General features: G+C 68.0%; 6 protein-coding genes. 1 reads left to right on the forward strand and 5 read right to left on the reverse strand.

Annotation, left to right across the window (positions count from 1 at the left end):
• Positions 1 to 12: 12 nt before the first annotated feature.
• The 5 genes from RWO33_RS08255 to prpB all read right to left on the reverse strand — a co-directional run bounded on the left by RWO33_RS08255 (position 13) and on the right by prpB (position 11100).
• Entirely contained in the window at positions 13 to 4923 is a 4911-nt protein-coding gene (locus RWO33_RS08255) for an alpha-2-macroglobulin (RefSeq protein WP_314104118.1), read from the reverse strand.
• Positions 4924 to 5043: 120 nt separating this feature from the next.
• Positions 5044 to 6231 carry a 2-methylaconitate cis-trans isomerase PrpF gene (prpF, locus tag RWO33_RS08260; protein ID WP_314104121.1) on the reverse strand — a complete coding sequence of 396 codons (1188 nt, stop codon included), beginning with the start codon at positions 6229 to 6231 and terminating at the stop codon, positions 5044 to 5046.
• A 31-nt stretch (positions 6232 to 6262) separates the two neighbouring features.
• Complete coding sequence (gene acnD / locus RWO33_RS08265; RefSeq protein WP_314104136.1) at positions 6263 to 8881, reverse strand: Fe/S-dependent 2-methylisocitrate dehydratase AcnD; 2619 nt, start codon at positions 8879 to 8881, stop codon at positions 6263 to 6265.
• A 133-nt stretch (positions 8882 to 9014) separates the two neighbouring features.
• Positions 9015 to 10172 carry a 2-methylcitrate synthase gene (prpC, locus tag RWO33_RS08270; protein ID WP_314104124.1) on the reverse strand — a complete coding sequence of 386 codons (1158 nt, stop codon included), beginning with the start codon at positions 10170 to 10172 and terminating at the stop codon, positions 9015 to 9017.
• 28 nt (positions 10173 to 10200) lie between these two features.
• On the reverse strand, positions 10201 to 11100 hold the full coding sequence (prpB, locus tag RWO33_RS08275) for a methylisocitrate lyase (RefSeq protein ID WP_314104127.1): 900 nt from the start codon (positions 11098 to 11100) through the stop codon (positions 10201 to 10203).
• A gap of 148 nt (positions 11101 to 11248) precedes the next feature.
• On the opposite strand from prpB, the gene RWO33_RS08280 reads away from it, so the two are divergent.
• Positions 11249 to 11902, forward strand: a 654-nt coding sequence (locus RWO33_RS08280) for a PrpR N-terminal domain-containing protein (protein ID WP_314104130.1), incomplete at its 3' end; no start/stop codon positions are given.

Genomic DNA, 11902 nt, shown 5'->3' on the forward strand with positions numbered 1-11902 from the left:
GTCCGCGCAGGGTCACGGCTGGACCACCGTCAGGGTGGTGGGGGTGCTGCGCCCTACCCCGCGCAGGTCGGGACGGTACATGTCTTCGACCAGCGGCGGCGGCACCGTGTAGGTACCGGGGGTGACCGCACGCACCAGGTAGAACACCTTGGCGGTGCTGCCACGCGAGAGCTTGAGCGCGGCGACGTAGCGGTCGTCGCGGAACTCCTCGTGGCGCAGCGTGGCCGCCTCGCCCCGGTCTTCCACGCGCAGCCCATCGACCACCACGTCGGCCCACTGCTTGGCATCGCCCAGGTTGAAGTTCTCGATTTCCAGGCCGGCCGGCAACAGGTCGGTCAGCAGCGCGTCGGGCATGTCCACGTTGGGGGTGACGCTGACGCGCACGATCAGCGCTTCGCCTTCCTTCAGCGCACGCGGGGTCCACGGCTTGCCATCGGTGGTGAACCAGCTGCGCTCCACGCCGAGGGTGCGGCTGTCGGGCTCCGGCGCGGTGCGCGGAATGCCGGCCACTTCCAGGCTGGCGAACATCGGCGGTTCGCCCTTCGGGCTGAAACGCACGCCCTTGGCCAGCGCGGCGTAGTCGAAGCTGCGGCCGAACATGCGGCGCGCGGCAATGGCCTCGACCTCGCCGCCGATCGCCAGCTCGCCGGATACCTGCTTCTGCTGGTTGGCGGCCAGTGCCTTGCCCAGGCGCGCGATGGCGACCTGCTCCTGGGTGCTCAGCCACATCCAGCCGTTGTTGCGGCGGGCATCCAGCGCCCGGCCCAGCTCCACCGCGCGTGCGTCGTAGGCCGGCTTGGACAGCTTGCGCTCGTGCAGCAGCGCGATCATCAGCGCGTCGTCGCGAACCGCGCTGCCGTAATCACCGAAGTACTGCGGGCGCTCGCCGCTGGGCTTGGCGAAGCCGGCGGCAATGGCGGCATCGCCGCGCTTGTGGTCACCCTGCAGCGACAGCGCGATGCCCAGGTGCACCAGCGACAGGCCGGTGAGCGACTTGCTGCGCTCGTTGTCGTACAGCGCACGCAGGGTACCCAGCGGCGCGCGGTTGACCCGCGCCAGCACGTAGCCCGAGTAGGCCTGGTTGGCGAACTTCAGGTTCTCGCGGCGGTCTTCGCCATAGAACTGGTTGCCGCCGGACAGCAGGTCCTCGCTGAGCCGGTTGAGCGCCTTCTGCAGCACACCGTCGGGCACGGCGAAGCCGGCGTCCTTGGCATCAAGCAGGAACTCGGCGACGTACGGGGTCAGCCACGGATTGACGTAACCATCGTCGCCCCACATCGAGAAGTTGCCGTTGGCCACCTGCATCGAGGCCAGCCTGCCGAACGCGCCTTCCATGCGCTCGCGGCGGGCCTTGGCATCCAGGCCATCGGCGCCGAGCATGGCCGAGGTGGCTTCATCCAGCATCAGCGCGGCGTAGCCCTTGCTGGTGGTCTGCTCGGCACAGCCATAGGGATACTTCAGGGCGCCGTCGAGTGCGCTGGCGAACGGGATCGGCGGCAACGCGCTGACCAGCATGCGCGCGGTGACCGAATCGTCCATCAGGCCATCGGCCAGGCCGGCGCCCAGTTCCACGTCGGCCAGCGGGTCCAGCGTGCGGGTCTGCGCACGCAGCACCTGCGGCCACGCGGCGCGAACCGGCAGGTCGTAGCGGCGGTCGACCTTGAAGCCGTTGCCGTCGACCCGCACCCGCACCTTGGCCACGGTATAGCCTTCGCGTGCGGTGAGCGGGAAGCTCAGCGTGCTCTTGGCATCGGCGTTGAGCTTGAGCGTGCGGCCGGGTTCGCCCAGAGTCAGCGGCCCGATGCCATCGACCTGCACCTTGAACTCGCCAGGCCTGCCGGTGAAGTTCTGCACGTCCAGGGTGACCGTGCTGCGGTCGCCCGGCGCCAGCACGCGCGGCATGCTGGCTTCGGCCAGGATCGGTGCGCGCACCACGGTTTCGATGTCGCGCTTGCCGTACTGGTCGTCGGAATAGACCAGCGCGGAAACGCGCAGGGTGCCGTTGAAGTCCGGCACCTTCAGCGCGATCCGGGCGATGCCCCTGGCGTCCAGCTTCACCGGACCGGAGAACAGGTCCACGGTCTGCACCCGCGCGGTGGGGCGCTTGGCCTGCGGCAACGCCGCCAGGGCCATGTCGCCGCCGAACTTGAGCTTGCCGCTGCTGCCGTCGAAGCTTTCGATCACGCGGCTGTAGATGTCATAGGCATCCACGCCCAGCCGACGCTGGGCGAAGAAATGCCCGGCCGCATCCGGCACCGGGAAGCGGGTGATGTTGAGGATGCCGACGTCCACGGCCGACACCGTCACGTGCGCCAGCTTGCCGGCCAGCTGCGGCGCGCTGACCGTGACCGGCAGGGTCTGCTCCGGTCGCATCTGCTTGGGCGCGGACAGGCCAACGGCCACGTTGCGCGCCTTGCGCTCCATCGGCACGTGCACCACCCCGACCGCGCGGGCCGGGGTGATCTTGCTGGGTGCACTGCCGCCGCGGAACACCAGCGCGGTGATGTAGACGTCGTGGCGTTCCCATTCGGCGGTGACCGGGATGTCGAAGGCGCTGCCGGGCTTGGCGTCGATCTCCTGCACGTACAGCATCTTGTCGCTCTCAACCATCAGCACGCCCTTGCCGGCGTGCGGCGGAGTGACCGTGACCCGCACCTTGTCGCCGGCCTTGTAGCCGGTCTTGTCCAGGGCGAGCTTGATCTTGTCCGGGCGTGCATCCAGGCCGCGGTTCTCGTCGTTCCAGCTCCAGCCGGCGTGGAAGGGGTAGCGGCTGGTCAGCCCGGTGGCCGGATCGAACACATCCAGCCGGTACTCGCCCCACTCCACCGGGAAGTCCACGCCCACTGCGGCGCTGCCGGCGTCGACCGTGCGGGATTCCTTGTTCTCGAAGCGGCGGCTGAAGTCGTAATCCCAGCGGTTGTCGTTGAAGGTCCAGTGGTAGTCGCGCAGTTCGCGCACCAGGGTGACCTTCAGGCCCTTGCCTGGCTGCGGCTTGCCGGCCGCGTCCACGCGCATCACTTCAAAGCGCGCGTTGCTGTTGGCGTCGGCGCCATCTTCCGGGTTGAACAACGGGCGCACGCCGACCAGCACCGGGGCCGGCCACAGCACCCGCTTCAGGGTGCGGCTGACCGTGCGGCCGCCGGTTTCATACACACTGCCCGACAGCACCACGGCCACCGGCGCGCTGGCCTTGACCTCGGCCGGCAGGGCCACGTCCTGGCGAAGCGAGCCGTCGGCGGGGAATTCGGTATCGATCACGTCGCGTGCTTCGCGCGGCAGCTCGAGCGTCGGGTCGCCGAAGAAATAGCCCGGCAGCGATTCCACCGGAGACTGCTCGGCGGCCACGGCCAGGCGCGCGGTGAAGCGGTTGCCGTCGGCCGGGGCGCCGTACAGGTACGCGGCATCGGCCTGCAGCTTGAGCGGCTCGCCTGGCTTGAGGGTCTTCTGCGGGCTGTCCAGGTCCAGCTTCATGCGCTCGGGCAGGAACTCCTCGATGCGCAGGGTCATGCCCTGGATCGCTTCCTTGCTGGCCGGGTTGGTGCGGAATTCGACCTGCCAGCGACCCGTCGGCGCTTCGACCGGGATGGTCTGCTCGAAGCTCAGGTAGCCCTGGTCGCCGGGCTGCAGGCGGGTTTCGCGGAACGTCTTGCCGTCCGGCTGCTTCAGGCGCAGGAACACCGGTTGCGGCTTGACCGGCTTGCCGTCCTTGTCGCGCAGCAGCGCGGAGATGCGCACGGTTTCACCGGGGCGGTACAGATCGCGCCCCGACCAGGCGAACACATCGAACCAGGCGTTGTCGCGGCCGGCCACGGCGAACTCGCTCAGGTCCAGCGCCGGCTGGTTGAACGGCAGCATCGAGGTATCCGGGCCGCTGCTGGCGATCAGCACGTGGCCAGCATCCAGGGTGTACTTCAGCAGCGCATTGCCGTTGCCGTCGGTCGCACCTTTGAGCACCACCTCGCCCTTGGCGTCGAGGATGCGCAGGTCGATCTTCTTCAACGCCGCGCCGCTCTGCAGCGAGGCGGTGTGCACGAACAGGGTGTCCTTGTAGGCGCGGGTGTGCAGGCCGATGTCGCTGACGGTGAAGAAGGCGGTATCGAACTCGCTGTCGAACGAGCCGCTGCGCTTCATCACCGCGAAGTACAGGCCCGGTTCCTGCAGTTCCTTGATGTCCTGGGTGGGCAGGTAGGTGAGCACGCGCTCGTTCTGCTTGCCGCCCAGCACGAAGCGGTTGACGTACACCGGCTCGGCCAGCTGCGACATGGGGGTCTTGTCGCCGTATTCGCTGTCCAGCTCCCAGCTGCCACGGCGTCCGCCGCGCTGGTACTGGCTGAAGAAGCTGGGCAGCTGCTTTTCGCGAACGCGCAGGAACTCCACGTCCACTTCGCCCACGTTGACCGACACCACCGGCAGGCCGCGGCTGTCGCGCGCCGGCAGCACGCTGCCCTGCGAGGCGAAGCCAGCCACCGGCTTGAGTTCACCGCTGAAGACCTTCTGGCGCAGTTCCTTGCCGATACGGCTGCCGTCAGCGGCGAGCAGGTCCGGCGAGACGATCAGGGTGTACTCCCTGGCCGCCTCCACGAACGGGTAGCGAAGGGTCCTGCCGTCGTCGGACAGGGTCCAGCTGCTGTCCTCGGTGCCGACCTTTTCGCCGAAGCGGACCAGTGTGTCGAAGTCCTGGGTGCCGACCAGCGGCCGCGAGAACTCCAGCGCCAGCGAAAGCCCATCGCTCTTCTGGTCGGGGAAGGCACGGAGCAGGGTGAATCCGGTAACCGCTTCGGCCTTGGCGGTGATCGGCGCGCCCGACGCGGCGGGAAGCTGGCCGCTGTCGTTGCGCTTGCAGCCGCCGATGCCCAGTGCCAGGCCGGCGACGAGCGCCACGCCCAGGATTCCCTTCCAGCTCCACCGCCCGACCGTTGCCATATGTCGCTCCTTGAACAAGGGCTTCATTATGCACCTGGGCGTTACGGGCTGCCTGGACACGCATGGCGTGTCCCTACGCGATCCCGGGCATGCGCGCGGTGGCTGGGGCGCGCCGGGTCGTCAGATCGTCCCGGCCGGGACCCTTACCGCGCCTTCCATCAGCACCCGTGCGCTGCGACTCATCACCGCCTTGGTCACCACCCACTGGCCATCGACCTGCGCCGCCTCTGCACCGACACGCAGGGTTCCGGACGGATGACCGAAGGTCACCGCGCCGCGCTCGCCACCGCAGGCGGCCAGGTTCACCAGAGTGCCGGGAATGGCCGCCGCGGTCCCGATCGCTACTGCGGCGGTACCCATCATGGCGTGGTGCAGCTTGCCCATCGACAGTGCGCGCGCATGCAGGTCGATCTCGCCCGCCGCGATCTGCCTGCCGCTGGACGACACGTAGTCCTGCGCCGGGGCCACGAACGCCACCTTGGGCGTGTGCTGGCGGGTCGCGGCCTGGTCGATGCCGGCGATCAGGCCCATGCGCACCGCGCCATGCGCGCGGATCGCTTCGAAGCGGGCCAGCGCGGCCTTGTCCTCGTTGATCGCCGACTGCAGTTCGGTGCCGGTGTATCCGAGGTCGGCCGCATTGAGGAAGATGGTCGGAATGCCGGCGGTGATCATCGTGGCCTGGAAGCTGCCGACACCCGGTACCTCCAGCGTGTCGACCAGGTTGCCGGTGGGGAACATGGAGCCACCCTCGCCTTCATCGTCGGACGGGTCGATGAACTCCAGCGCGATCTCGGCCGCCGGGAAGGTGACCCCGTCCAGCTCGAAGTCGCCGATCTCCTGCACCTGCCCCTCCACCACCGGCACGTGGGCCAGGATGGTCTTTCCAATGTTGGCCTGCCAGATCCGCACGATGCAGGTGCCGTTGTGCGGAATGCGGGCCGGGTCGATGAAACCGTTGCTGATCGCGAACGGCCCCACCGCGGTGCTGAGGTTGCCGCAGTTCCCGCTCCAATCCACGAACGCGGTATCGATGGACACCTGCCCGTACAGATAATCCACGTCGTGGTCGGGTACCGACGGTGCCGAGATGATCACGCACTTGCTGGTGCTGGAGGTCGCCCCGCCCATGCCGTCGGTGTGCTTGCCATACGGGTCGGGCGAACCGATCACGCGCATCAGCAGCGCGTCGCGCGCCGCGCCTGGCTCCTGCGCGGCCAGCGGAAGATCCTGCAGGCGGAAAAACACGCCCTTGCTGGTGCCGCCGCGCATGTAGGTGGCGGGAATGCGGAGCTGGGGAAGAACGCTCATCCGGGGATCCTGTAATGGCAGTGCGGGGGAATCATGCGACCTGCGACGATTCCAGGAAGTCCTGCGCGAAGCGCTGCAGCACGCCACCGGCTTCGTAGATCGCCACTTCCTCGTCGCTGTCCAGGCGGCAGGTGACCGGCACCTCCACGCGCTCGCCATCGCGGCGATGGATGACCAGGGTCAGCTCGGCGCGCGGGGTGCGCGCGCCGACCACGTCGAAGGTCTCGGTGCCGTCGATGCCGACGCTGAGGCGGGTGGTGCCGGGCTTGAACTCCAGCGGCAGCACGCCCATGCCGATCAGGTTGGTGCGGTGGATGCGCTCGAAGCCTTCGGCGACGATGGCTTCCACGCCGGCCAGGCGCACGCCCTTGGCGGCCCAGTCGCGCGAGCTGCCCTGGCCGTAGTCGGCACCGGCGATGATGATCAGCGGCTGCTTGCGCGCCATGTAGGTTTCAATCGCCTCCCACATGCGCATGACCTTGCCTTCCGGTTCGACCCGGGCCAACGAGCCCTGCTTCACCGTGCCGTCCTCGTTGCGCACCATTTCATTGAACAGCTTCGGGTTGGCGAAGGTGGCGCGCTGCGCGGTCAGGTGGTCGCCGCGATGGGTCGCATAGGAATTGAAGTCCTCCTCCGGCACGCCCATCCTCGCCAGGTATTCGCCGGCCGCGCTGGAGGCCAGGATCGCGTTGGACGGCGACAGGTGGTCGGTGGTGATGTTGTCGGGCAGCACGGCCAGCGCGCGCATCCCGGCCAGGCCGCGTTCCCCGGCCAGCGCGCCTTCCCAGTACGGGGGACGGCGGATGTAGGTGCTCTGCGGGCGCCAGTCGTACAGCGGGCTGACCTGCGAGCTGTACTCCACGCGCACGTTGAACATGGGGTTGTACACGCTGCGGAACTGCTCGGGCTTGACCGAGGCCTTCACCACCGCGTCGATCTCGGCGTCGCTCGGCCAGATGTCCTTCAGCCGCACCTCATTGCCCGCCGCGTCCACGCCCAGCACGTCCTTCTCGATATCGAAGCGCACCGTACCGGCGATGGCGTAGGCGATCACCAGGGGCGGCGAGGCGAGGAACGCCTGCTTCGCGTACGGGTGGATGCGGCCATCGAAGTTGCGGTTGCCCGACAGCACCGCGGTGGCGTAGAGGTCGCGGTCGATGATTTCCTGATGGATGGCCGGGTCCAGCGCGCCGCTCATGCCGTTGCAGGTGGTGCAGGCGAACGCGACGATGCCGAAGCCAAGCTTTTCCAGCTCCGGCAGCAGCCCCGCTTCTTCCAGGTACAGCTGCACGGCCTTGGAGCCCGGCGCCAGCGACGACTTCACCCATGGCTTGCGCAGCAGGCCGAGCTCATTGGCCTTGCGCGCCAGCAGGCCGGCGGCGATCACGTTGCGCGGGTTGGAGGTGTTGGTGCAGCTGGTGATGGCAGCGATGATCACCGCACCGTCCGGCATCAGCCCCTGTTCCTGCTCCAGCCTGCCGGACGCCAGCTTGGCTTCGTCGGCAATACCGCGCGCGGCCAGCTCGCTGGTGGCAACCCGCTTGTGCGGGTTGGAAGGGCCGGCCATGTTGCGCACCACGCTGGACAGGTCGAACTGCAGTACGCGCGGATACTGCGCGCTGGCCAGGTCGTCGGCCCACAGGCCGGTGGTGCGCGCGTAGGTTTCCACCAGCGCCAGCTGCGCTTCCTCGCGGCCGGTCAGGCGCAGGTAGTCGATGGTCTGCGAATCGATATGGAACATCGCCGCCGTGGCACCGTATTCGGGGCACATGTTGGAGATGGTGGCGCGGTCGCCGATGGTCAGCGCGGCGGCGCCTTCGCCGAAGAACTCCAGCCACGCACCGACCACGCGCTGCGCGCGCAGGAATTCGGTCAGCGCCAGCACCACGTCGGTGGCGGTGATGCCGGGCTGCGGCCGGCCGGTGAGCTCCACGCCCACGATGTCGGGCAGGCGCATCCAGGAGGCGCGTCCAAGCATGACGTTCTCGGCTTCGAGGCCGCCCACGCCGATCGCGATCACGCCCAGCGCATCCACGTGCGGGGTATGGCTGTCGGTCCCGACGCAGGTGTCCGGGAAGGCCACGCCGTCCTGCACGTAGATCACCGGCGACATCTTCTCCAGGTTGATCTGGTGCATGATGCCGTTGCCCGGCGGAATCACGTCCACGTTCTGGAACGCCTGCTTGGTCCAGTCGATGAAGTGGAAGCGGTCTTCGTTGCGACGGTCCTCGATGGCGCGGTTCTTCTCGAACGCCTGCGGGTCGTAGCCACCGCATTCCACGGCCAGCGAATGGTCCACGATCAGCTGCACCGGAACCACCGGATTGACCTTGGCCGGGTCGCCGCCGCCATCGGCGATCGCGTCGCGCAGGCCGGCCAGGTCGACCAGCGCGGTCTGGCCGAGGATGTCGTGGCAGACCACGCGCGCCGGGAACCAGGGGAAGTCCAGGTCCTGGCGGCGCTCGATCAGCTGCCGCAGCGAGGCCTGCAGGGTGGCCGGGTCACAGCGGCGCACCAGGTTTTCCGCCAGCACGCGCGACACGTACGGCAGCGTGGCGTAGGCGCCGGGCTGGATCGCGTCGATCGCGGCCCGGGCATCGAAATAGTCCAGCGCGGTGCCGGGGAGGTGCTTGCGATACTGCATGTTCATGGTGGTCATTGGCTGGCGTGTGCTGCAGGTTGGCGGGCCGGGGACGGACTGCGTGGCCGGCCAACGGCCGGCGCTACCGGGAGTGCGCCGTCGAGCGCGTGCGGGGGCGGCACGTGGCCGCCCCCGCCGAGGCTCAGCGGCGTTCGTCGATCGGCACGAAGGCCTGGTCTTCCGGACCGGTGTAGTTGGCGCTGGGGCGGATGATCTTGCCGTCGATGCGCTGTTCGATGACGTGTGCGCTCCAGCCGGAGGTGCGGGCAATGACGAACAGCGGGGTGAACATCGCGGTCGGCACGCCCATCATGTGGTAACTCACCGCGCTGAACCAGTCCAGGTTCGGGAACATCTTCTTGATGTCCCACATCACCGATTCGAGGCGCTCGGCGATGTCGTACATCTTCAGGTTGCCCTGCTCCGCCGACAGCTCGCGGGCCACGTCCTTGATCACGCTGTTGCGCGGGTCGCTCACGGTATACACCGGGTGGCCGAACCCGATCACCACTTCCTTGCGTTCGACCCGGGCCTTGATGTCGGCCTCGGCGTCGTCCGGGGAGTCGTAGCGCTTCTGCACTTCAAACGCCACTTCGTTGGCGCCGCCGTGCTTGGGACCGCGCAGCGCGCCGATGCCACCGGTGATGCAGCTGTACATGTCGCTGCCGGTACCGGCAATCACCCGGCAGGTGAAGGTGGAGGCGTTGAATTCGTGTTCGGCGTACAGGATCAGCGAGGTGTGCATCGCCTTCACCCCCGACTGCTGCGGCGGCACGCCGTGCAGCAGGTGCAGGAAGTGGCCGCCGATGGAATCGTCATCGGTTTCCACGTCGATCGCACGGCCGTTGTGGCTCCAGTGATACCAGTACAGCAGCATCGAGCCCAGGCAGGCCATCAGCTTGTCGGCGATATCGCGCGCGCCGGGGTGGTTGTGGTCGTCCTTCTCCGGCGACACGCAGCCGAGCACCGACACGCCGGTACGCATGACGTCCATCGGATGCGCCGACGGCGGCAGTTCCTCCAGCGCGGCCTTGACCGCGGCCGGAATGCCACGCAGCGACTTCAGCTTGGCCTTGTACGCGGCCAGTTCGGCGCGGTTGGGCAGCTTGCCGTGCACCAGCAGGTGGGCGATTTCCTCGAACTCGCTGGTGTTGGCCAGGTCCAGGATGTCATAGCCGCGGTAGTGCAGGTCGTTGCCGCTGCGGCCCACGGTGCACAGCGCGGTGTTGCCGGCGGCGGTACCCGACAGGGCGACGGACTTCTTCGGCTTGAAGCCGGGGGCGGTGGTTGCTTCGCTCATGATCCCTCCAGAAAACAATGGTGCGACGTTATTTCTTGGCGGCGAACAGCGCATCGAGCTGCTGCTCGAAGGCGTGGTAGCCGATACGGTCGTACAGTTCCTCGCGCGTCTGCATGGCGCCGACCACGTTCTTCTGGTGGCCATCGCGACGAATGGTCTCATATACGTTCTCGGCGGCCTTGTTGGCCGCGCGGAACGCCGACAGCGGGAACAGCTGGATCGCCACGCCGGCCGAGGCCAGTTCATCGCGGCTGAACAGCGGGGTCTTGCCGAATTCAGTGATGTTGGCCAGCACCGGTACCTTCACCGCATCGACGAAGCGGCGGTAGGTGTCCAGATCGTAGGCGGCCTCTGCGAAGATGCCATCGGCGCCGGCCTCGACGCAGGCGATGGCGCGTTCAATCGCCGCATCCACGCCGTCGACCTGGATGGCGTCGGTGCGCGCGATCAGGAAGAAGTCCGGATCGGTCTTCGCATCGGCGGCGGCCTTGACCCGGTCGACCATTTCGCCCTGGGTGACGATTTCCTTGCCGGGACGGTGCCCGCAGCGCTTGGCGCCGACCTGGTCTTCGATGTGGCAGGCAGCGGCGCCGACCTTGATCAGCGACTTCACGGTGCGCGCGATGTTGAACGCGCTGGGGCCGAAGCCGGTGTCGATGTCGACCATGAGCGGCAGGTCGCACACGTCGGTGATCCGGCGCACGTCGACCAGCACGTCCTCCAGGGTATTGATGCCCAGGTCGGGCAGGCCCAGCGAGCCGGCCGCCACGCCACCGCCGGACAGGTAGATGGCGCGGTAGCCGGCGCGCTTGGCCAACAGCGCGTGATTGGCATTGATCGCGCCGATCACCTGCAGCGGCGACTCGGCGGCCAGCGCGGCGCGGAAGCGGGCGCCGGCGGAGGAAACAGGGGTGCTCATGGGCAGCATTCCATCAGGGTAGACCCTTGGACAGGCGCAATGACCGTGCCAAGCCTCAAGCCTTTGATTTTATTGATACGTCGCACGCGGCAACGTGTTTCATGTTGAAACATTGAAACAGATGTAACATGGATGAAACTGAAACACGGTCGCTTCCATGTCCCTGCGCGTACCCCCGTCCCGCCTGCCCGACCCCGACCGTGGCGCCCTGCCCGTGATCTGGACGGTCAGCGTGTCGCGCCTGACCGGCCTGCTGGGCGACGTCATCCCCGAGTTCGACCGCCGCGCCCGCATCGTGCCGATCAACCTGGGCTTTGAAGAAGCGGTGGATGTGATTGGCCAGCGCCTGCGCCGCGAGCACTGCGACGTGGTGATCGCCGGTGGTTCCAATGCCGCCTACCTGCGCAGCCGGCTGGAGGTGCCGCTGGTGCCGATCCAGGCCAACGGGTTCGACCTGATGGAAGCGCTGGCGCGGGCCCGCCGCATCGCGCCGAGGATCGGCCTGGTCACCCATGCCAGCGACGTCCCCAGTTTCAACAGCTTCCAGCACAGCTTCGGGCTGGACATCGAGCACCGCCGTTTCGTCACCCGCGAGGATGCGCGCGACTGCATCGCCGACCTGCGCGCCAACGGGATCGAGGTGATCGTCGGCACCGGCATGGCCATCGACCACGCCGAACGGGTCGGCCTGCCCGGGGTGCTGCTGTATTCGGCCGACTCGGTCCGGCAGGCGTTCGAACACGCGCTGGAACTCGCCCAGACCCTGGCCCGGTCCGGCGCGACGCCGCCGCGCCGACGCGCTGCCGGTGCG

Source organism: uncultured Stenotrophomonas sp., from assembly GCF_963519925.1.
GTDB lineage: Bacteria > Pseudomonadota > Gammaproteobacteria > Xanthomonadales > Xanthomonadaceae > Stenotrophomonas > Stenotrophomonas maltophilia_AE.

Excerpts from the sequence above, each read along its gene's own strand:
- RWO33_RS08255 (WP_314104118.1), bottom strand. The coding sequence starts at position 4,923 with ATGGCAACGGTCGGGCGGTGGAGCTGGAAGGGAATCCTGGGCGTGGCG.
- prpF (WP_314104121.1), bottom strand. The coding sequence starts at position 6,231 with ATGAGCGTTCTTCCCCAGCTCCGCATTCCCGCCACCTACATGCGCGGC.
- acnD (WP_314104136.1), bottom strand. The coding sequence starts at position 8,881 with ATGAACATGCAGTATCGCAAGCACCTCCCCGGCACCGCGCTGGACTAT.
- prpC (WP_314104124.1), bottom strand. The coding sequence starts at position 10,172 with ATGAGCGAAGCAACCACCGCCCCCGGCTTCAAGCCGAAGAAGTCCGTC.
- prpB (WP_314104127.1), bottom strand. The coding sequence starts at position 11,100 with ATGCTGCCCATGAGCACCCCTGTTTCCTCCGCCGGCGCCCGCTTCCGC.